This window comes from Paraburkholderia sp. RAU2J (genome assembly GCF_003634845.1).
In the GTDB taxonomy this organism is placed as follows: Bacteria; Pseudomonadota; Gammaproteobacteria; order Burkholderiales; family Burkholderiaceae; genus Paraburkholderia; species Paraburkholderia fynbosensis.
Window position 1 is genome coordinate 1547978 of record NZ_RBXG01000002.1, and the last position, 22273, is coordinate 1570250.

Below are 22273 nucleotides of genomic sequence, written 5' to 3' on the forward strand. Positions count from 1 at the left end.
ACAGGCTGTGCGCGCGGCCGGGAGATGCGTCATGCCTGCACGGCGCCTGCTTATACGGCTTGTGCGTTCTGGCCGGAGCGGCCGTCGAACGGGTAGTCGATATAGCCGGCGTCGTCGCCGCCGTACCAGCCGGCCGGCTTGGGCGTGGCGAGCGCCGCGCGAGTCGCAATGCGCTCGACGAGGTCGGGGTTGGCGATATAGGCGCGCGCGAACGCGACCAGATCCGCCTGGCCGTCGCGGATCAGTTGGTCGGCCTGGTCGATGGCAATGCCGCCGTTGACCATCAGCGTGCCGGAGAACGCCTTGCGCATACGCTCGATGATGCGCGGCAGATCCGGTGCGCCGCTCCAGGCGTTCGTGTCTGCCGCGTGAACGTAGGCGACGCCGAACTCGTCGAGCATCTTGCCGACGTAGTCGTAAGTGTTGTCGGCATCCGCATCGCGCACATTGTTGTACTGCGCATACGGCGAGACGCGTACGCCGACCCGGTCCAGCGAAACCACCGAGCCGATCTCCGTGAGAATGTCGCGCAGGAAGTTGGCGCGGTTTGCAAGCGAGCCACCGTAGCGGTCGTCGCGGGTATTGGTGGTCGGTGACAGGAATTGATGCGGCAAGTAGCCGTTCGCCGCGTGGACTTCGACGCCGTCGAAGCCGGCGGCCATCGCGTTGGCCGCGCCTTGTCTGAACGCGCCGATTGCGAGCTTCACCTCGTCGAGCGACATGGCGCGCGACGGCGTGGCGTGGATCCTGGTGTACTGGCCGTTCTGCAATTGCGCCCACACCTGCAACTGTTCGAGATCGTCATTCACGCCGGAGGGCGAGAGCGGCGCCTCGCCATCGAGCAGTGCGAACGAACCGACGCGCCCGCCATGCCACAACTGCATGAACATGCGGCCGCCGGCTGCATGCACCTGGCTCGTGACGTGGCGCCAGCCCTCGATCTGCTCGGCCGTGATAATGCCCGGCGTAAGCTCGAATGCCGCCGAGGCCGGACTCACATTAGTCGCCTCGGTAATGATCAGCCCCGCCGACGCGCGCTGCGCATAGTATTGCGCCATCATTTCCGTCGGACGGCCGCGCAACGGTGCGCGCGAACGTGTCATGGGCGCCATCACGACGCGGTTCGGCAAGCGCAATCCAGGCAGGTCGTAGCCGTTGAGCAAAGGGGAAAGAGACGACATGGTGATTCCTTTTCAAAACGATTGAACGTCGTTCAGGTGCGTGACGATGCCGGCTAGCGTATCGCTCCCGTCACGGGAAATCCTGAAACCAGGCTGAAATCTTGTTAATCCGGGCGGCATGCCGCCTGGTTTGCCTCAGATGCCCTCATGTCATGCGTGCGGCGTGCGGACGGCCGATCGCGAGATAGTGGATCAGTGCAATGAGCGGAAAGGCCGTCGCGACGCTCGCGACCAACGTCCAGCCACCGTGTTCGTAGAGCGGGCTGGCGAGCGCCGAGCCGAACGCACCGCCGACGAAGATGCTGGTCATATACAACGCGTTCAGGCGGTTTCTGCTTGCCGCATGCAGCGCGTAGATTTCACGCTGACCCAGCACCATATTCATCTGCACGGCGAAATCGAGAACGATGCCGGTCGCGACGAGCCCGATCACGCCCCAGGCCGGATGGATCAACGCGGGCGTGTAAGCGAGCGCGCCCACCACCAGTGCAATCAGCGTCGCGCGCACCGTATGTCCTGCGTCGGCCAGACGTCCCGCCACCGGCGCGGAGGTTGCGCCGATTGCCCCGACCAGCGCGAAGATGCCGATGGCGGTTTGCGAGAGCCCGAACTGCCGGGTCAGCTCGATGGGGATCGCGGTCCAGAACAGGCTGAACGAAGCGAACATCAGCGCCTGATACAGCGAGCGGTGGCGTAGCACCGGCATCGTGCGGACCAGATGGCCGAGCGAGCCGATCAGTTCGAAGTAAGTGGCCTGGTGACTCGGCTGGCGGCGCGGAATGGTCAGCGCGAGCACGCTGGTCACGATAGCCATCAGCACAGCCGCGGCACCGAACACCACGCGCCAGCCGAAGTGGCCGGCCACCACGCTGGAGATCGGGCGCGACAGCAGAATGCCGAGCAGCAGGCCGCTCATGATGGTGCCGACCACCTTGCCGCGCGACTCGTCGGGTGCGAGATGCGCGGCGAGCGGGATCAGAATCTGCACGGCGACCGAACTGAAACCGATCAGCAAGGAAATCGCGAGGAACCAGCCCGGCTGATGCGCGACCGTTGCCGCGCCGAGACTCGCAATCGAGACCAGCGCGGTAATGATCATCAGCTTGCGGTTTTCCAGCAGGTCGCCCAATGGCACGAGGAAGAACAGGCCGAACGCATAGCCGATTTGCGTCAGCGAAACGATCAGACTGGCTGTACCGCCGGACATATGAATGTCCGGCGCGATCAATTCGGTGATCGGCTGCGCGTAGTACAGGTTGGCGACGATCGCGCCGCAGCAGAATGCGAACAGCGCGATCAGCCCGCGTGTCAGCTTGACCTGGCCGGCGCCGACCGCCGTGATGGATGGCTGGGTTGACATTGCAACTCCCTAAAAAGAAAAAACCGAAAAATGTGGGCTCAGCGGGCGATGTTCATCAGCCGGCCGCCGAGCGAAATGCCCAGATCGGTCATCAGCCGGCCGCGTTGCAATTGCTGGTTCTCCCAGCGCTTGAGGGTTGAATCGATCGTTGCGCCGTTCTGCCATGTCGATGACAACGCCAGCGCCAAAGCATGGGCATTGGCCGCGGCCTTCGCAGTGCTGCCCGCCGTATGCGGACGCGGAACCGATGCGGCGTCGCCGAGCAGCACCGCGCGACCGAACACCATCTTCGGCGAGCGCAGGTCGACGATCGGCTGCATGAACGGATCGTCGGTGCTATCGACGAGCGCGCGAAACGTCGGCGCGAGCAGCGCCTGCGCGTCATCGCGCAACTGGTCGATGTCGGCGCGCTTGGTCGCGCCTGGTGGCAACGAAAACGCGCGCGCCGCGCCGTGGCGGTCCACCAGCAATTCGTCGAGCCGTTCGCGGCTGTATTTGCGATACCACACCCAGTTCCAGCGGCGTTCGCCGGGCACGGTCGAGTCGTGTTCGCCCGGAATCAGATAGGCGAGCGCCGAGTGCCCATCGCCTTGCTGAAAAGTAAAGCGGTCACGCAGCATGTTCGCTGCACGCAACGGCAAATCCGGTTCCTCGACGAGTCCGCGCCACGCGACATAGCCCGCGTAGGCGGGCACGACCTCGGGCAGCAGCCGCCGTCTGAGCGTCGAACGTATGCCGTCGGCACCGATCAGCAAATCTGCCTGCTCGCTGCGGCCGCTCTCGAACAGCGCGACGATCTGCTCGCCTTCCATGCGGAAATCGACAAAGGTCTCGCCCGCGTGCAGGCAATCCGCGGGCAGCGCATTTTTCATGGCGCGGTACAGCAGGCTCCACGAGGTCTGCATCTGCGGCATATACAGTTGTTCGACGCGATTGTCGTCGCGGTCCAGGTAAATGCGCTCACCTGACATCACGCCGGGCGGATCGGTCAGCACGACGCCGGCGAACCGGAGTGCGTCCAGCACATCAGGCTGAAGAACGATGCCGCCACCGCGGCTTTCGAGCTGATTCTGTGAGGTCTCGAACACGTCGACCTGCCAGCCGGCTGCGCGCAAGGCGGTGGCCGAGAACAGTCCGCCGAGCGAGCCGCCGATCACGACGGCACGCGGTTTTTCGAGCGCTCTCATGCCGCACTCCTTTGGTCCGCCGCGCGCAGCGCATTCGCAAAAACGACGGGCGGCTGCGCGCCGCTGATCGCCTTGCCGTCGATCACCATGGTCGGCACGGCCTGAATGCCGAACTGGTGCGCGTGCTCGCGCGCTGCGTCGATCTCCGGATTGCCAGCAGCGGAGAGCAGATACGCGCGAACCTCGTGCCCATCGAGCGTCTGTTCGGCTGCGATCGCGACGAGCGTGTCGAGCGAACCGATGTCGCGGCCTTCGGAAAAATAGGCAGCGTAAATGGCTTGATAAAGCGCGGCAGTCGTGCGCGGTTCATTGCGGTCCTGAGCAAACTGCATCAGACGATGCGCGAGACGCGTATTCGGCGTGCGCTGCACCTTGTCATAGTCGAACGACGCGCCTGCCGTCAGGCCAGCGGCCGTCACCTGCACGTCCATGACTTGCGAGCGCGCCCAACTGCCGAACTTGCGGGTTCGATAGGCGCGCCGGTCCATGCCTTCGACCGGCATGGAAGGATTCAATTCGAACGGCACATAGCGAATCGAAACAGCCGCGCCGACGCCGGATTCCGCGAGCGCCGCGGCAAGATTCCGTTGGCCGATCCAGCACCACGGACAAATAAAGTCGTAATAGACCTCGACCTGAATGGCTTTCATGTTTGCATCCTCGCTAGGCAACGGATGCAGCTTATACGTTGCGTGAAACTCAGTGAATTGGGGTAAAATGCAACCCCGCGTTGCGTATACCGCAACCATTTTTGCAGCTTCAATGTCGCGGAGACCGAACATGGACAAGTTCCTTGCCATAAAAACGTTGCTGGAAGTGGCTGACGCTGGCGGCTTTTCAAAGGCCGCACAACGTCTCGGCGTGGCCACCTCCTCGGTCACGCGGCTGATGGACGCGCTCGAGGCCTCTTTGGGGACCGCGCTGCTGACCCGTACGCCCAGAAAGGTCAGTCTCACGGACGCCGGCATTGCGTACGTCGAACAGGTCGGCAAGGTGCTCGACGATCTGGCCGAGGCGGACGAGAGCGTTTTCGACAGCGGCGCGTCGCCAGTCGGCTCGCTCAGAATCTCGGTGCCGTCAACCTACAGCCGCTTGCGGCTCGCGCCGCACCTCGCGGCTTTCCTCTCCGACAATCCGCGTGTATTTCTCGACGTTGTCGTCGCGGATCACTTCGTCGATCTTGCGCTCGAGCGGATCGACGTCGCGATCCGGATCGGCCTGCAGGATCGGGACGCCAATCTGATCGTCAGAAAGCTCGCCGACAATCCGCGCTACGTCGTCGCCAGCCACGACTACCTCGAACGAAGCGGCACGCCTCGGACACCACAGGCACTCGATGCGCACGAGTGTCTTCGCTTCGCTTACGGCGGCGGCTATCGCACCCGCCAGGTCTGGACTTTCCGGCGCGAAGGTGTGGAGCAGCGCGTCGAGGTGCGCGGTCATCTGTTGTCGAACAGTCTCGATGTCCTGCTCGAGGCCGTGATGGCGGGACGCGGCATTGCGTTGTTGCCCGAATGGCACGTCGGCGCCGAGATTCGCGCGGGCCGCCTGATGCGCCTGTTCGAGAACTTCGAAGCGAGTCCTCATCAACGCGATGCAGTCGTCTATGCAGCGTATCTGCCCAATCGCCGTCACTCCAGAAAAGTGCACGCGCTCATTCAGTTTCTCGAAGCGCGGCTTCACGCCGCGCTCGAAGGTTGAACGGCGACGCGTCCACGTCCCACGCCTCACTAGCGTCCGCCTATTCACACGATTTACGCATTCCGCCCGGATTCGAACAGGAACCACACGCGTTGCTCCGCTTCGTCGATCCAGTTTTCGAGCAGGCTCGCCGTGGCGACATCGCCGTATTCGTCGCATAGGGAATGTGTCTCGCGCATGTAGCCGGATAGCGCCAGATTGTCCTCACGCAACTCGGCGAGCATGTCGGCTGGCGTCACGAACTCCGCATCGTTGTCGAGAATGCGCTGCAGCTTCGTGATCTGGCCGGTCGAGTGCAGCGTCCGGCCGCCGAGCTTGCGCGCGCGTTCCGCGATCGGATCGGTGGTCGCGAAGATCTGCCCGGACTGGTCGTCGAGCAGCAGGTGATAGTCGCGGAAGTACGGGCCCGACATGTGCCAATGGAAATTTTTCGTCTTCAGATAGATCGCGAACACGTCGGCAAGCAGTGTGGTCAACGCGGCGGCGATGTCACGTGTCGCGTCTTCGGTCAGGCGACTCGGTGTTTTTAGCGGCGCCGCGCGATGTGCTGCTGCTTTCAGTTCGTCTTTCATGGCTTTTCCTTTTGAGGTGTCAGCCGGTGAAACGGGTGTTTCCGAATCCGGCACCTGAAGTGTAGAAACGTCGCACACATAAAGTCCTGCAGAAAATATGAAATGTTCTGAATGGCCATTCGCCATTCGCCATGCGCTGTGCCGCGAATTTCCTGATTGTTATTTTTTAAGAACGATTAAGGATTTCGACAAGGACTCTGGGAAAACCCGTCGATAGACTGGGCCTCAGTTTTTCTCGCACTTCAAGCGAGTGCGGCATGTTCTCCCATGTTAACCAGACCTTTAGGATGCACAAAGCCATGGCAAATCCGAAACTCGAAGTCCTGACACCTGCAAACTCGCAGATCATTTTTATCGACCAGCAGCCGCAAATGGCTTTCGGTGTCCAGTCGATGGACCGCCAGGCGCTGAAAAACAATGTGGTCGGTCTCGCGAAGGCGGCGAAGGTGTTCAACATTCCGACCACGATCACGTCGGTGGAAACGGAAAGCTTCTCGGGCTATACGTACCCCGAACTGTTGGACGTGTTCCCGGATCACAAAGTACTCGAACGCACGTCGATGAATTCGTGGGACGACCAGAAGGTCCGTGACTCGCTCGCTGCCGCCGGCCGCAAGAAGGTCGTCGTGGCGGGTCTCTGGACTGAAGTCTGCAACAACACGTTCTCGCTGTGCGCGATGGACGAAGGCGACTACGAAATCTACATGGTCGCCGACGCGTCGGGCGGCACCTCGAAGGAAGCTCACGACTTCGCGATGCAACGGATGATTCAAGCCGGCGTGGTGCCGGTCACGTGGCAACAGGTGCTGCTCGAATGGCAACGCGACTGGGCGCACAAGGAGACCTACGACGCGGTCATGAAGATCGCCAAGGAACACTCCGGCGCGTACGGAATGGGCGTGGACTACGCGTACACGATGGTGCACAAGGCGGCTCAGCGTACGGCTCAGCAGCACGAAATCCTGGCGGCGGTGCCGGCTAAGGTGAAGTAACCAGCGCATCAAACACATCGCGCGGAATTCGAGGGCGGAAGATCTGGGTCCCGAATTCCGCATGTGGGCTGCACTCTGCTTCTGAATACCTCATGGATGCGAAGCGCGACGAGCGGCCGCTGTCCATGACTAGCTCCGCGCGTGCCAACCGGAGCGCTCCTAATGAGGATCGCCATGACTTCCAACACTTCCCCGCCGACACCGGCCGAAGTTGTCTTTTTCAACGGCAAGATTGCCACGCAGGACGATAAGCGTTCTTTCGCCGACTCGGTCGCCGTGGCGAACGGCCGCATCATCGCCGCGGGTTCGCGCGATGCCGTGATGCGTCACATGAACGACGCCACCCGGCAGGTCGACCTCAAAGGCCGCACGGTCATTCCCGGTCTGAACGACTCGCATCTGCACATCATTCGCGGCGGCCTGAACTTCAACATGGAGTTGCGCTGGGACGGCGTACCGTCGCTGGCGGATGCGCTCGAGATGCTGCGCAAGCAGGTGGCCCGCACGCCCGCGCCGCAATGGGTACGCGTGGTGGGCGGCTGGAACGAATTCCAGTTTGCCGAGCGTCGTGCCCCGACGCTCGAAGAAATCAACGCGATCGCGCCGGACACGCCGGTGTTCATCCTGCATCTGTACGACAGCGCCTTGTTGAATGCGGCGGCGCTACGCGCGGTCGGCTACACAAAAGACACGCCCAATCCTCCCGGCGGCGAGATCCAGCGCGACAAACGCGGCAATCCGACGGGCATGCTCATCGCCAGGCCGAATGCAGGGCTCCTGTACGCGACGCTCGCCAAAGGTCCGAAGCTCGCGCCGGACGATCAGCGCAATTCCACGCGCCACTTTATGCGCGAACTGAACCGGCTCGGCGTGACGAGCGCAATCGACGCGGGCGGCGGCTACCAGGCTTATCCGGACGACTACGCCATCATCATGGACCTGGCGAAGCACAATGAACTGACGGTGCGTATCGCCTACAACCTGTTCACACAAAACGCGAAGAAGGAAATCGAAGACTTCGCGAAGTGGGTGAAGATGACGAAGCCCGGCGAGGGTGACGATTTCCTGCGCGTCAACGGCGCGGGAGAAATGCTGGTGTTCTCCGCCGCCGACTTCGAGGATTTCCTGGAGCCGCGGCCCGATTTGCCGGACACGCTCGAAGCCGAACTCGAAGCCGTCGTTAGGTTGCTGGTGGCGAACCGCTGGCCGTTCCGTCTGCATGCGACCTACAACGAATCGATCGAGCGCTTCCTGAATGTATTCGAGCGCGTGAATGCCGACATTCCGTTCAACGGGCTGCGCTGGTTCTTCGACCACTGCGAGACCATCACGCAGAAGAATATCGACCGCGTGCGCGCGCTCGGCGGCGGCATCGCGATTCAGCACCGCATGGCTTATCAGGGCGAGTACTTCATTCAGCAATACGGTGAAGAAGCTGTCAAGCGCACGCCGCCGATCCGTCACATGCTCGACGCGGGCCTACCGGTCGGCGCGGGCACCGACGCGACGCGCGTCGCGAGTTTCAATCCGTTCGTGTCGCTCTACTGGATGGTGTCAGGCAAGACGGTGGGCGGCACGTCGATGTATTCGAGCGAGAACAAGCTTGAGCGCATGGAGGCATTGCGCCGCTATACGGTGGGTAGCGCATGGTTCTCGAACGAGGAAGAACGCAAGGGCGCGCTGGTGCCGGGTCAGTTCGCGGACTTCGCGGTGCTGAGCGACGACTACTTCACGGTCGACGAGAGCCACATCAAGTTCCTCGAATCCGTGATGACGGTGGTGGGCGGCAAGGTCGTGTATGCGGCAGATGAATTCGCGCCGCTCGCTCCGCCTGATCTGCCGGTTAGCCCGTCGTGGTCGCCGGTTGCGGAGTTCGGCGGCTACAGCCGTTACAAGCCTACCGCGGTGGCCTGCGTGGACGGCTGCGTGAATCTGTGCGGCGTACATGCGCATGCGCACGGCTGGGCATGGCGCAAAAACGTGCCGGTCAGCGATTCGAACGGCTTCTGGGGTGCGCTGGGATGTAGCTGTTTCGCGTTCTAACCTCCGCGCGTTCATGTCACGAGGCAAGCGAGAATCATCATGCCAACCTTGACCGACGGTGTGCTGTATGGGCTAGGCATTCTGGTTCTCGACTTCCTCGTCTGGCGCTTCATGGACAGCAAAAGCGAGCAGGGGCGTCTTGCCTTGCGTGCGCTGATGTTCGGCCTGTCGACCTACGTGCTGTTCAGCTCGGGCATGAACCCTCTGCGCGCTGCGCCCTGGCCGGACGAACCGCTGCGCCATCTGCTCGCGCAGGTGCTGGAAGTGGTGTGGTGGCTGCAGGGCGCGCGTCTTGTGACGATCGTGCTGGATCGCACCGTGCTGCCCGAGTCCTGGCACAAGGAGCGGCTGTTTCAGGACGTGTTCGGCGCGCTCGTGTTTCTGGCGGCGGCGGTCGGTGCGATTGCCTTCGTGTTGCAACTGCCGGTGCGCGGATTGCTCGCGACCTCGGGGGCGCTGGCGGTCGTGCTCGGCCTCGCGATTCAGAGCACGCTCAACGACGTATTTTCCGGCGTGGTGCTGAACGCCACGCAGCCATTTCGCCTCGGCGACTGGGTCACGGTCGGCGACGTGGAAGGGAAAGTGGTCGAGAGCAACTGGCGCGCGACCAGTCTGCTGAACGGTCAGGGCAATATCGTCGTGATTCCCAACAGCGTGGCGGCGCGCACCAATATCGTCAACGCGAACCAGCCGATGCATACGCACGGCATCAGCGTGATGCTGCCGGTCGAACCGTCGGTCCGGCCCGCGCTCGTGCTGGAGGCGCTGTCGAATGCCGCGAGGAGCGCCAGTGACGTGCTGGGCGAACCCCAGCCGATCGTGAGCGTGCGCCGCGCGACCAACGACGCCATCGAGTACGAGATCGTCTGCTACGTCGGCGAACTGGGCAAGAAGATCGCCGTGCGCAATGAACTGTTCGATCTTGCGCATCGACATCTGCAGTCACGCGGTGTCGTGTTGCGGCCGTTGTCGGTGCCCGAACCTGTTATTGCCGGAGTGGACGAGAGACAGAGTTTGCTGCGCAACGTACTGATCTTCCGGACGCTCGAAGATGACGAGATAGCGGAACTGGCCGGGCAATTGACCAGGCATGAGTTCGACATCGCCGAGATCATCTACACGGCTGCGGACGAGAGCGGGCATGAGCTTCATATTCTGGCGCGAGGCGTCGCGAAAGCGATCGTGTCGAAAGACGGCGGCGAGATCGAATTGCGCAGGCTCGCGCCGGGTGATTCGATCGGCCAGTCGGGCATCCTCGCCGGCGTCAGGACGGCTGTCGTCGTGCGCGCACTGACGCGCGCCACCGTCTTCCGGCTGGACAAGAGCGCGCTGACGCCGGTTCTCGCGCGGCGTCCCGAAGTGGCGAAGGAAATGTGCCGGTTGCTATCGGAACACCACGCCAGCGAGGAGATGCTGCTGGCGTCGCCCGTCAACGTGGACGAGAGCGCGGGCGGGTTACTGCAATGGATTCGCGATGGCGTGAAGCGCTTCCATGAACTGGCGCTTTGACGTATTTCGCATAACCGTCGTGTCGCTTAAGTCTTTTTAAGAATTTGCCAAAGCCTTTATGGGTTTCATTCGTTACGCTGCCGTGCACAGGATCTGCCAAAGACTTCGAACGGGCCCGCTGCCCGACTGCGAGGCCAGGCCGGCATGCATGTGGAGGCGCGCCGGAGCAGGGATGTCTGACACGGAGTTGACATGAAGAAAACCATTGCCGGCGTTGATATTCCTGACGGAGCCATGGCCCGGGCGGCGACTGATCTGACGCGAGGCACGGAGTCCGAGTTGATGTTTCACCACGCGCTCAGGACATTTCTGTTTGGTGCGCTAACCGGGTATCGCGAGAATTGGGCCTTCGACGCCGACCTGCTGTATGTCAGCGCGATGTTTCACAACGCCGGGCTGAACGCGAAGTATCAAGACTCGCCATACCGGTTCGAGGTGGACAGCGCGAATGCGGCGCGCGATTTCCTGCAACAGTACGCCGTCGCCGATCAGCGGATCGAAGAAGTCTGGGCGGCGCTCGCATTGCACACGACACCGGGCATTCCGGAACACATGTCGCCCTTGATCGCGATGCTCAGCGCCGGCGTGCAGATGGATGTTCGGGGTGCCCGCTACGACGAATTTACCGCGCAGCAGCGGGACGAAATCGTGCAGGCCTATCCCCGCGAATCGGGCTTCAAGAAGAAGCTGATTGAAGCGTACGCGCGCGGCATGGAGCATCGTCCTGCCACGACATTCGGGACGGTGAATGCCGATGTGCTGGACCGGTGGGATCCGAACTATCGCCGTCTGAATTTCTGCGGACTGGTGCTGGGATGTGACTGGCCAAATTGACAGGTTGTTATTCAAAGGAAGGACAGCATGGGTTACATCATTTCACTCGGAGTTGGCTTCGGCGTGGGGCTTCTCTATTGGCTACTCAAGGTGCAGTCGCCGGCGCCGCCGTTGATTGCGCTGGCCGGTTTGCTTGGCATGGTGCTGGGCGAGCACGCCATACCGGTTGTCAAAGCGCAGTTTTTCGCGCAGACCCCGACGGTCCAGGTTGCGCAGCCGCTCGAAGGCGGCACTGCGCAAAAGCCGGTAGTGTCCGGCGCGACGAAGGAGGGCGGTTGATGTCGCGAGCCACTTTTTCTTGCAGAGTAGGGCATAGCCTGTGAATCGCCACGAAGACACGATTCTCGCGCTGATTGCCGGCTACGTGGACACAGTGGGCTTTATTGCGCTGTTTGGGCTGTTCACCGCGCATGTCACAGGCAACTTTGTGCTGATCGGCGCGGATGTGGCCGGGGTTGGCCAGGGTGTGCTGCTGAAGTTGCTGGCCTTTCCGTCGTTCATTGTCGGGATCGCGATGAGTAGCGTGCTCTTCAAGATTCTGGAACGCAGTCACGCGGCGCAGGCGGCGAGCGCGTTGTACCTGCTTCAGGCGGCGCTGCTGCTTGCTTTCCTCGTGACAGGCATGCTGGCGCGGCCGATCACGAATGCGACTGCCGCGATGGTGCTCGTGTGCGGCGTATTGGGAACCATGGCAATGGGTGTTCAGAATGCGCGCGGCAGGCTGTTGCAGGTCACCGGGCTGCCGAACACGGTAATGACCGGCAATGTCACGCAGATCGTGCTGGACGTGATCGAGTTGATTCACCGGGGCACGCGAGGCCGGCATGGGCAGCAGGTTCGCGAGCGGCTCCAATGGACGCTGGCGGCGATGTCCGGCTTCGCAGGAGGGGCGATTCTCGGCGCGCTCGCCTTCGTGAACCTGTCGTTCATCGCCATTGCGTTGCCCGTCGTCGTTCTTTTGATTTTGGCCTGGATGCGCAGGGGAGCGATGTGAGTCGCCAGGTTGCGGCTCACGCGCTTCGCAAACAACACACCCTGTGGCCACCTCGATTAGAGGTCGATCGTTTAAACGTCGCTAACACTATTGGGTAATCAAATGTTCAAGCTGTCTCATCTGTTCCGTCCTGTCGCGCTGCTGTCCGCGGCGCTGCTGATCGGGTTGGCGCCCGTTTCATCCGCATTCGCCGATGCGGGGCCGCCGGAAGTGCCGGCCGTCAAGGCCGCGCTGATGAAACACCCCGACGTGTCCGTGGGCCCGCAGTACGACACGACTCACGTGTATGTCGCCTCGGCGGACCTCGACGCGTTCGTCAACAGCTTCCTTGCGACGTTCGGCGGCAAGGCGTCCCCGCGCGCCGTGTTCACGGTGACGCCCACGCCGAGCAAGACCGCCTCGCAGTACGTGCAAACGCCGGTCGGCATGCTGTCGGTGTTCGGCTTCGAAACGCCGATTCCGTATCCGTTCGGCAACGAGCGAACCGGTTATCTGGTCACCGATATCGATCAGGCGGTCAAGGCAGCGCGTGCGGCCGGCGCCGATGTCCTCGTCGATTCGTTCGACGACCCGATCGGCAAGGACGCGGTGATTCAATGGCCGGGCGGCCTGACGATGCAGCTTTACTGGCACACCAAGGCGCCCAACTACGCGCCGCTGCAGAGCGTGCCGGATAACCGCGTGTACGTGTCGCGCTACGAAGCCAACAATTTCGTGCGCCGCTGGCTGCACTTCTCGCACGGCAAAGTGGTGTCGGACAACCCGCGTGCGGACGCCGGCGTGATCGGCCGGCCGGGCGAGACGATCCGCGAGATCCGCATCGATTCGGGCTTCGGCCGCATGATTGTGTTCGTGACGGACGGCAAGCTGCCGTTCCCGTTCGGACGTGAAACGACCGGCTACGGTGTCGCCGATCTGGCGCAGACGATCGAGCGCGCGCAAGCGGCCGGCGCGAAGGTGCTTTACCCGGCATACGGCAACGGGCCGGGCAAGACCGCCATGCTCGAGTTCCCGGGCGGGTACATCGCCGAAGTGCATGATGGCCAGTGAAGCGCGCGTCATGACGCCGTTGAAGTCACGCAACGCACGCCAGCGAGCGCGGCGTCATGCTTCGCTCTACGCAGTTCGCGCCTTGCTGCTCAGTACCGGGTTGGCGGCGGCGCTGCCCGCTGCGGCGGCGGACACCGCGCTAGGCGGCGCCGACGATACCGCGACGACCGGCAGTGCCGCGACGTCGGCCGCCACGAGTACGTCGTGCGCGCGGCCCGCGATCCTGTTCAACCGCTGGCAGGAGAACTGGTCCGCATTGGCCAATCCGTGCGTGCCGAAAAAACCTTTCGATTCACTCAAGTACATTCCGCTGTTCGGCAATCCCGATGCGTATATTTCGCTGGGCATGGTGTTGCGCGAGCGTCTGGAAACCAACGACGCGCCGCTTTTCGGCCTCGGCGCGGCGCATGGCGACACTTACCTGCTGCAGCGGCTGGAAGTCCACGCGGATGTGCGCCTCGGCCCGCACGTGCAGATATTCACGCAGTTCGAAGACGCGCGCCCCTACGGCAAGGACATAGTCACGCCCGTCGACAAGAACCCGCTGGACCTGCGCCAGGCGTTCATCGCGATCACCGAGCCGCTCGGCCCCGGCACCGTGAAATTCCGCGTCGGGCGGCAGGAGATGGCGTTCGACTTGCAGCGCTTCATCTCCGTTCGCGACGGCCCGAACGTGCGTCAGGCGTTCGACGCCATCTGGGCCGACTATGAGACCGGTCCTTGGCGCTGGATCGCCTACGCGACGCAGCCGGTTCAGTATCGCGACAACTCGGCTTTCGACGACGTTTCCAATCGCAATCTGACGTTCAGCGGTGTGCGCGTGGAGCGTAAAGGTGTCGGCCCCGGCGATCTGTCCGCGTATTACTCGCGCTATAACCGCAGCAATGCGCGGTTTCTCGATGCCGCTGGCGATGAGCATCGCGACGTATTCGACGCGCGCTATGCCGGCACGATCGGTCACATCGATTGGGACGTCGAGGGCATGTATCAGTTGGGCCATGTCGGCAGCAAAACGATCGGTGCGTGGGCGGTGGGGTCGCTGGCCGGCTACACGCTGGCTTCGGCGCCCTGGACGCCGCGCATCGGTGTTCAGGTGGATGCCGCCTCGGGTGACAGCCATCCGGGAGACGGCCGCGTCGGCACCTTCAATCCGCTCTTTCCGAACGGCTACTACTTCGCGCTGGCCGGCTATACCGGCTACTCGAACCTGGTTCACGTCAAGCCGACGCTCATCGTCAAACCGAACAGCAAGCTGACCCTGCTCGCGGGCGTGGGCCTCCAGTGGCGCCAGACCACTGCGGACGCGGTGTACCAGCAAGGCTCGGCGGTCGTGCCGGGGACGGCCGGGCACGGCAGCCCCTGGACAGGTTTCTATACGCAGTTGCGCGCCGATTGGGCCGTCACCGCCAATCTCGCCGCGGCGCTGGAAGCCGTGCATTTCCAGGTCGGGCCGTCGCTGCGCGAGCTGGGCGCCCGCAATGCCGACTATGTAGGCGCCGAACTCAAATTCGGCTGGTAGACGCATTATCTGCAACCCGTCATCACAATGATGTGCCAGAAGGGGCCATGTTATGAGCACACCGGATTCATCTTCCGACGCTGTGGCGCTGTCGGAACTCGAGATTCCTTATTCCTCGCTGGAGTACCGTCAGCATCAGATGTTTCCACGTCTGTCCGCGGCGGAGATTCAAAGCCTACGACGCTTCGCACGGCCGATGCCGTTCAAGGCGGGCGAACTGATCTTCGAGACCGGACAGGTTGCTCTGGGCCTGTTCGTGCTGCTGCATGGGCGTGTGCGCATCTATTCGCGTGACAGCTTCGGACGCTCGACGCTCGTCACCGAGCATGAAGACGGGCACTTCATGGCGGAGATGGCGCAACTATCCGGCAAGCCCGCGCTGATCGACGGTATCGCGTTGACGGATGTGGAGACGCTCGTGATCGAACCGGACCGCCTGCGCGCGCTGATCGTTGCCGATGCGCAACTGGGCGAGCACATCATGCGCGCGTTGATATTGCGGCGGCTCGGACTGATCGAGCAGGGGCTTGGCCCGATCATCGTCGGCAATGGCGACGACGCGCGGCTCGTCAGACTGCAAGGGTTCCTGCGCCGCAATGCGTACCCGGCCACGGTGATCGACGCGCGCAGCGATCCCGAGGCGATGACGCTGCTGGGCGGCATGACCACCGGTCCGGCCGATTTCCCGCTGGTGTTCTGCCCGAACGGTTATGTGCTGCGTGCGCCTGACGAGGCGCAGCTCGCTTCATGCCTCGGACTCGTGCCGACCTTCGAGCAGTCGCATGTCTACGACGTCGCGATCGTCGGCGCCGGCCCGGCCGGGCTGGCTGCGTCCGTCTATGCCGCCACGGAAGGTTTGTCAGTCGCGGTGTTCGACCAGCGCGCACCAGGCGGACAGGCTGGCGCCAGTTCCCGGATCGAGAACTACCTCGGTTTTCCCACCGGCATTTCCGGCCAGGCACTCGCGGCGCGAGCGTTCCAACAGGCGTTGAAGTTCGGCGCGCACCTGGCGATTCCCGGCAAGGTCATGGACGTACAGCGGCAAGGTGGCATCTTCCTGCTGTCGCTGCTCGACGGTCAGCGCATCAGCGCGCGAACCGTCGTTGTGGCGAGCGGCGCCGCCTATCGAAAGCCAACGGTGCCGGATTTCCAGCGCTTCGAAGGGCGCGGCACTTACTACTGGGCATCGACGATCGAAGCCAAGCTGGTGAGGGGGCAGGATATCGTGCTGATGGGCGGCGGCAACTCCGCGGGACAGGCGGTCGTTTTTCTGGCGAATTTTGCCCGCAGCATCCGCGTGCTGATTCGCGGCAAAGACCTGAACGCGAGCATGTCTAAATACCTGATCGACCGCATCAACTCGCTACCCAACGTCACGCTGTGCACACGCTGCGCGCTAAGCACGCTCGAAGGCGATGAAGCCGGACTGACTCAGATTCATATCCATAAGGATGACGAGCAGACCGATGAGGTGATCGCCACGCGCCATCTGTTTCTTTTTATCGGCGCGGACCCGAAGACAGATTGGCTCAACTCGAGCGGCGTGGAGCTCGATAACCGCGGGTTTGTCGTCACCGGATTCGCGCGCAGCGAACGAAGCGCGCCGGAAGCGGGTACGCGCTATCCACTCGAAACCAGCGTGCCAGGCATGTTCGCGGTCGGCGACGTGCGCTCGGAGTCCGCGAAGCGCGTGGCAGCAGCCGTGGGCGACGGCGCTGCGGTGGTGAGTCAGATCCATGCGTACCTGAGCCGGTTGACGGCGGTAGCCGCGTAAGCCTATCGGTCCTTTCACCTGCGTACTCGTATAACGCATGGCACAACGGTGCATGTCGCCTAACCACATCGAACCGGAGCAATCGCAATGGCATCTTTCACGACCCGGGACGGCACGCACATCTATTACAAGGATTGGGGCGCGGGCCAACCGGTTCTCTTCTCTCATGGGTGGCCGCTCAACGCGGATGCGTGGGACGCGCAGATGGTGTTTCTCGCGGAGCGCGGCTATCGCGTGATTGCGCATGACCGCCGCGGTCATGGACGTTCGTCGCAGCCGTGGAACGGCAACGACATGAACACCTTTGCGGACGATCTTGCCGGTCTGATCGACAAGCTCGATCTGAACGATGTCGTGATGGTCGGCCATTCGATGGGGGGCGGCGAAGTGGTGCGCTATATCGCTCGCCATGGCGTGAAGCGTGTCGCCAAGGCCGTGCTGATCGCTTCGGCGCCGCCGTTCCTGCTGAAGACGGAAGCGAATCCGGCTGGCCTGCCGATGTCGATATTCGACGGCATGCGCGAGGGCGTGCGCAATAACCGCTCGCAGTTCTTCAAGGATGTGGCGTTGCCGCTCTATGGCTTCAATCGTCCGGATGCCCAGGTGTCGCAAGGCACGATCGACGCGTTCTGGCTGGCTGGAATGCAAGGCTCGATCAAAGCCTCGTACGATTGCATCAAGGCATTCTCGGAAACGGATTTCACCGGCGACCTCAAGCAGGTCACGGTGCCGGCACTCGTGGTGCAGGGCGATGACGACCAGATGGTGCCGCTCGAGATTTCCGGCATGCACTCGGCGAAACTCATGCCGAACGCGCAACTGAAGATTTACGAAGGCGCCTCGCATGGTCTGTGCACGACGCACGCGGACCGCGTGAATGCCGATCTGCTGGCGTTCATTCAGTCATAAAGCAATGCGCCGGCGGCACGGTTCGCGCGTCCGCCGGCGGTCGATGAGCGCCGCGGGCCATGGTGCGTGCGCAGGTGCGCGAGCAGGTCGCGCAGTGCCTGCATGGCGGACGTGCAGGAAGCGCTTTCCAGTTCGTCCGCTAGCGGAATCAGCAGTTCAGCGGCTTCTTCCGGCCGACCTTGCGCGTCAAGAAGGCGCGCACGCGCATTTCGCGTGCGGCGTCCACCGATCCCGGGGGCAGGTGGTCGAGCGCCTCGGCGGCTAGTGCGGCGCGCGTGCAGCACTCCTCGATCAGGCCTGAACGGAGCAGCGCACTGACCAGTTCGACGCGAGTTCGACACCGACTCGCGGATCTCCATCGGGAGAGAAGGCCCAGTCGAAGGCAACGCGCGCGTCGTCGAGCGTCCGTTGGAGGTTGGGCTGATTGCCGTCGTCACCGCGTAATGCGTCGCCCGTTTGCGCCTGAAAGATCGACGAGAGATAGCGCGCATTGCGCGAGGTCATTTCCTGCAACTCGCCTTCGGCCTGCAGTTTTTCCGTGGCATACGCGCGGGTCGATTCGGATAGGCGGTATTTCGCCACCGGCCCCTCGAACTCCACGTTGACCAGTGACTTCGCTACCAACTCGGTGATGCCGCTGATCGCGCTCGCCACCGAGTGCTCGTCGTCGCACGCGACCGCGCACATCGTCTCGAAAGTAAAGCTGCCGCCGAAGATCGCGAGACGCCGGAAGAGCGACTGAGTGGCCGGGTCGAGTATGGCGAAGCTCCAGTCGAACGTCGCGCGCAAGGTCTGGTGACGCGGCAGCGCGGTCCGGTAACCGCCCGCGAGAATGGCCATGCGGTCGTCGAGCCGGCGATAGACGCCATCGACGCCGAGTGCCACGACGCGGGCGGCCGCGAGTTCGATCGCCAGCGGAATGCCGTCCAACCGGCGGCAAATTTCGCCGACGAGCCGGATTTCCGCGCTGTCGGCGCACGCGGTTTCTCGCAGCGAATTGGCACGCTGCAGAAAGAGGCTCACCGCGGAACATCGCAGAATCTCCACATCGCTGGAATGCGGCAGCGGCACGCCCAGCGGGTCAACTTTGAACACCATCTCGGGCATGATGCGAAGCGGTTCTCTGCTCGTGACCAGTATGCGCAGCATATCGTTGCCGAGTACCAGTGCATCGACGATTTGCGCCACGGCGCAGATGAGATGCTCTGCGTTGTCGAGCACCAGCAGCTTGCGTCTGCGGCCAAGCGCTGACGTCACCTGCGCAACGTCGGGATGCGGGCCGGACAGGTTTATCCCCAGGCTTTCGGAGATGGCGCCAAGCACCGCCTCTGGCGTGCTCAACGCGGCCAGTTCGACGAAACAGACGGGCTCGACAAAGTCGGGCGAGGCATGGCGAGCCGCTTCGATGGCGAGACTTGTTTTGCCGATGCCGCCGGCGCCAACCAGCGTGAGCACATGCGTTTGCGCCAGCATCGCACGGATCACGCCGAGCGAGGCGTCACGCCCCAGCAGCGCGGACCTGGACGCCGGCAGACCACGTCCGCCGGCCGCCTGCGAACCGGGTTCGTTGAAAGCGGGACTCTTCTGTCGCCGGAGAAGCTGATAACCGCGGCCCGGTACAGTAAGAATCAGATCGCGGTCAGGGCCGAGTATCTTTCGCAGCGCAGAGAGATGCACCTGCACATTGTTTTCTTCGACAACGGTGTCGGGCCAGACTGTATTCATCAGCTCGTCTTTCGTGACGAGGCGCCCGCCGGCGGAAGCGACCACGGCAAGAATGTCGAACGCGCGGGATCCGACATGCACGACTTCGCCGTTTTTCCGCAAAGTGCGCATTTCCAGATCGATTAGAAAGTTGCCGATTTCGATCATCGCGTTGTCCGATTCAGAATGAGTCAGGTACGGGGATACGAAAGAATGCCAAGGTAGGAAAGCATTCGCGGATGCCGGAGTCGGGCATGACCGAACATACCGCGGCGAGGGCCGCGCGTCTTGCACGTTAGTGCGATGCTTTGTAGGAAAGTCCGGTGCCGCGGGCAGCGCATGCCACGGCCGGTTTGGCTCATGTGTGATCAAACACTTTGCAGCAGATCTTGGAAGCGACGCGATTCAGTTGCGCGCGTGGCGGCGCCAGGTACCCGGGGGCATGCCGACCAGTTGCGAGAAGGTGCGCGTGAAGTGGCTTTGATCCGAGAAGCCGCATGCAATCGCGATTTCCGACAACGACGCGTTGGAATGCCGCAGCAGATCCCGGGCGCGATCGATGCGCTGCTCCAACAGCCATTGATGCGGCGTGCGATCCGTGGTCTCGCGAAATGCGCGGATGAAGTAGCTGCGCGACAGATTGCACGCGCTCGCGATTTCCTCGAGCGAAACGCTCTCTTGTGCCTTCGCGAGGAGCATCTCTTTGGCGCGCGTTTCATGCAGGCTCGACAACCGCCGGCTCTTCCTGTTCGATTGAACCGGCGCGTTGCCATACTGGTCGATCAGATGCGTGCCGATGGTCACGCCCAGTTGCTCGACGAAGAGCGGACTGACGTTATCCGGGCTGTCGAGCGTGAGCGCCAATACCTGTGCCAGATGGCCGAAGATCGGGTCTTTGCGGCCCGGCAGCGATGAGAAGCCCGCGATGGCGGACCCACTGCGCTCGTAGCAGGTGTTCGTGATAAAGGCGCGCGAGAACTCTACCAGCACGAAATCGAATGTGCCGTGCAAGTCCGCGCGGTAGTCCTCTTCGAAGTTGCGAATGTAGACCGAGTCCTTCTCGAAGTCGTGCAATGCCGAGCGGCTGCCCGAGATGATTCGCCTACGATGGCCGGCCGTCAGCGAAACACCGATCAGGAACCCGCGATCCGAGGCGGGCGTCGCTACCTCGCTGGTTTGTTCGCGACGCCGGCATTTACGATAAAACGCGAATTCGCCCGTATCGAGTTCAAGATCTTTGTGCAGCTGATTCGAAACGCATCCCAGCGAGTCCTTGTGCCGGGATGCCGTCGCAGTGAAGGCATTTGAATGGTCAAGCATGATCCGTCACCTCTGTTCATCTCGCTACAGCCGCTTGCCGGTTCGCGTTGCCAAGATCAGGAGATGGTGATAATCGGCGGGATGCACGATTATCTCGAAAATGATCGATGTCAAAAATTAATTTTTGTTTAGCTTTTAGTTTTTCAGGGGCGAACAAACGCGTTTATTTTCGCATCGACGACATGACTGGCGGAATCGAACGATGACGAAGGCGTGCCGATAATCGGCGATTATGGACGTCGACTATTTCAGTCCGATGTCGGACATGGAGTGCATGCTCAACGCCTCGCGCGAAGGTACCTGCTGCGATGGCGGTGCGTGCATCATGGCGAACCGAGGCCGAACGATTGGGCGAGCCGCGGTCCCTTGAGAAGTAGGGGCTCGACGACAGCACGTCGATTCGTGGCCCACTCTCCGAGTATCCGCACGACATCCGGACCCGGCTGCGCGAGCGCTTGCGCGAGGCTCACGGCGTCATCGGCGGCTTTCGACGTACCCGAGCCGGTGTGGGGCCGCAGCGTGCATGCGGCGTCGCCGACCAACGCGATGCGGCCTTTGGCGAACGACGGGCTCAGCGCATCGGAGATCGCCTGCAGGAAGGGGGCTTCGGTTGCGGCCACCAGTTGCGACAACATGCGTGGAAGGCGCTCCAGCGCCGCCTGATGCAGGTGCGCCAGCGATCGCTCCGACAGTTCACCGGGCGCCACCGACGCGTGATGACGCTGACCGTCGAGGCCGGTGAGAAATGCCCCGATCGACGCCGCATCGGTTTCGTTCCTGTACCAGAGCCAATTGAAGCGGCGCGTGCCGGGTTCGAGGGAGCCGTCCAGCGACGGAATCAGGAACGTCATGAACAGTTCGCCTGCCGCGCGGAAGAGCGTCATGTTCTCGACCAGATCCGCGATGTCGGCGCGGTTGAACGTGCTTTCATCCACTACGCCGCGCCACGCGATGTAGCCCGCATACGACGAAGCGCTATCGGCAAACAGCATCGAGCGAAGCCGCGAACCGGTGCCGTCCGCGGCGATCAGGATGTCGGCGCGAACCGGTGGCGCGCCGTCTTCGAAGTGGATATCGACGCCGTCGGCATCTTCGGCGACGCTCGCGACGGTGCGCCCGTAGAGAATCGCGGCGGGCGGCAGCATGCTGCATAGCGACCGATAGACGGCGTCCCAGGAAGAAAACGGCAGCAATTCGGGGTCGTCGCGAATCACGTTGCCGTCCCGATCGATCCAGCGGCGGCGGTGCGTGGGTACCGACAACATGGCGCGGACCCGATGGCCGTGCTGTTCGAGAAACCGCAGCATCTGCCGCAACACCACGACGCCGCCGCCGCGACCGCGAAGCGGCGTCGTGGCGCGCTCGTAGACGTGCACGTCGTGACCCGTACACGTCAGCGTCAGCGCGCATGCGAGTCCTGCTATTGAACCGCCGGCAATGGCTATTTTCATGTTCGTGGTGTCGTGTCCGTCCAATGAGCCGTTCCAAGTTTCTGACTCTTGCGATATCGCACTTTAGCGCTGCATCAGCAGTCGTGCTTGCAGCCGGCCATTGATCACCGCGTTGGCTCAGGACTATTAATAAAAATTAGCAACGATTTCGAACGTCCCGTCGTATGCTTTTC

General features: G+C 62.6%; 19 protein-coding genes. 11 read left to right on the top strand and 8 right to left on the bottom strand.

The features are described 5' to 3' along the window. Positions 1-50: 50 nt before the first annotated feature. From B0G69_RS24475 to B0G69_RS24490, 4 genes are all read right to left on the bottom strand, one after another. Complete coding sequence (locus tag B0G69_RS24475; RefSeq protein WP_121321815.1) at positions 51-1181, bottom strand: alkene reductase; 1131 nt, start codon at positions 1179-1181, stop codon at positions 51-53. A gap of 145 nt (positions 1182-1326) precedes the next feature. Then, positions 1327-2541 carry an MFS transporter gene (locus B0G69_RS24480; protein ID WP_121321817.1) on the bottom strand — a complete coding sequence of 405 codons (1215 nt, stop codon included), beginning with the start codon at positions 2539-2541 and terminating at the stop codon, positions 1327-1329. Between the two features lie 38 nt (positions 2542-2579). Continuing rightward, the gene (locus B0G69_RS24485; protein ID WP_121321819.1) at positions 2580-3728 is read right to left on the bottom strand and encodes an FAD binding domain-containing protein; all 1149 of its coding nucleotides are present in this window, start codon (positions 3726-3728) and stop codon (positions 2580-2582) included. Further along, on the bottom strand, positions 3725-4378 hold the full coding sequence (locus B0G69_RS24490) for a DsbA family oxidoreductase (protein WP_121321821.1): 654 nt from the start codon (positions 4376-4378) through the stop codon (positions 3725-3727). The genes B0G69_RS24485 and B0G69_RS24490 overlap by 4 nt, the downstream gene beginning before the upstream one ends. Before the next feature lie 130 nt (positions 4379-4508). Between B0G69_RS24490 and B0G69_RS24495 the strand changes: the two genes are divergently transcribed. Then, positions 4509-5429: a LysR family transcriptional regulator gene (locus B0G69_RS24495; RefSeq protein WP_199731328.1), complete on the top strand. Its 921-nt coding sequence runs from the start codon at positions 4509-4511 to the stop codon at positions 5427-5429. A gap of 53 nt (positions 5430-5482) precedes the next feature. On the opposite strand, the gene B0G69_RS24500 is transcribed toward B0G69_RS24495, so the two are convergent. Further along, a complete protein-coding gene (locus tag B0G69_RS24500) occupies positions 5483-6001 on the bottom strand; it encodes a DNA starvation/stationary phase protection protein (RefSeq protein ID WP_121321825.1) in 519 nt (172 codons plus the stop codon). A gap of 299 nt (positions 6002-6300) precedes the next feature. On the opposite strand from B0G69_RS24500, the gene B0G69_RS24505 reads away from it, so the two are divergent. From B0G69_RS24505 to B0G69_RS24550, 10 genes are all read left to right on the top strand, one after another. Next, complete coding sequence (locus B0G69_RS24505; protein ID WP_121321827.1) at positions 6301-6993, top strand: hydrolase; 693 nt, start codon at positions 6301-6303, stop codon at positions 6991-6993. Positions 6994-7167: 174 nt separating this feature from the next. Further along, entirely contained in the window at positions 7168-9036 is a 1869-nt protein-coding gene (locus B0G69_RS24510; protein ID WP_121321829.1) for an amidohydrolase, read from the top strand. Between the two features lie 39 nt (positions 9037-9075). Continuing rightward, positions 9076-10545 carry a mechanosensitive ion channel family protein gene (locus B0G69_RS24515; protein WP_121321831.1) on the top strand — a complete coding sequence of 490 codons (1470 nt, stop codon included), beginning with the start codon at positions 9076-9078 and terminating at the stop codon, positions 10543-10545. A gap of 192 nt (positions 10546-10737) precedes the next feature. Continuing rightward, positions 10738-11379 (top strand): phosphohydrolase, encoded by a 642-nt coding sequence (locus B0G69_RS24520; RefSeq protein WP_121321832.1) that lies wholly within the window; start codon positions 10738-10740, stop codon positions 11377-11379. Between the two features lie 27 nt (positions 11380-11406). Beyond that, positions 11407-11658, top strand: a complete 252-nt coding sequence (locus tag B0G69_RS24525; protein ID WP_121321834.1) for a DUF1427 family protein — start codon at positions 11407-11409, stop codon at positions 11656-11658. Between the two features lie 40 nt (positions 11659-11698). Further along, on the top strand, positions 11699-12373 hold the full coding sequence (locus tag B0G69_RS24530) for a YoaK family protein (protein WP_121321836.1): 675 nt from the start codon (positions 11699-11701) through the stop codon (positions 12371-12373). A 102-nt stretch (positions 12374-12475) separates the two neighbouring features. Beyond that, positions 12476-13423 carry a glyoxalase gene (locus tag B0G69_RS24535; RefSeq protein WP_121321837.1) on the top strand — a complete coding sequence of 316 codons (948 nt, stop codon included), beginning with the start codon at positions 12476-12478 and terminating at the stop codon, positions 13421-13423. Further along, complete coding sequence (locus B0G69_RS24540) at positions 13413-14942, top strand: alginate export family protein (protein WP_121321839.1); 1530 nt, start codon at positions 13413-13415, stop codon at positions 14940-14942. Before B0G69_RS24535 ends, B0G69_RS24540 begins: the two co-directional genes overlap by 11 nt. Before the next feature lie 52 nt (positions 14943-14994). Continuing rightward, entirely contained in the window at positions 14995-16716 is a 1722-nt protein-coding gene (locus B0G69_RS24545; RefSeq protein ID WP_121321841.1) for an FAD-dependent oxidoreductase, read from the top strand. A gap of 87 nt (positions 16717-16803) precedes the next feature. Next, positions 16804-17625, top strand: coding sequence for an alpha/beta hydrolase (locus B0G69_RS24550; RefSeq protein WP_121321843.1), 822 nt, complete (start codon positions 16804-16806; stop codon positions 17623-17625). A 291-nt stretch (positions 17626-17916) separates the two neighbouring features. Here the strand turns inward: B0G69_RS24550 and B0G69_RS24555 are convergent, their stop codons facing one another. The 3 genes from B0G69_RS24555 to B0G69_RS24565 all read right to left on the bottom strand — a co-directional run bounded on the left by B0G69_RS24555 (position 17917) and on the right by B0G69_RS24565 (position 22100). Next, the gene (locus tag B0G69_RS24555; protein ID WP_347232511.1) at positions 17917-19497 is read right to left on the bottom strand and encodes a winged helix-turn-helix domain-containing protein; all 1581 of its coding nucleotides are present in this window, start codon (positions 19495-19497) and stop codon (positions 17917-17919) included. Positions 19498-19734: 237 nt separating this feature from the next. Further along, positions 19735-20649: an AraC family transcriptional regulator gene (locus B0G69_RS24560; RefSeq protein WP_121321845.1), complete on the bottom strand. Its 915-nt coding sequence runs from the start codon at positions 20647-20649 to the stop codon at positions 19735-19737. Between the two features lie 323 nt (positions 20650-20972). Then, entirely contained in the window at positions 20973-22100 is a 1128-nt protein-coding gene (locus B0G69_RS24565; protein WP_121323858.1) for an FAD-dependent monooxygenase, read from the bottom strand. Between the last annotated feature and the right edge of the window lie 173 nt (positions 22101-22273).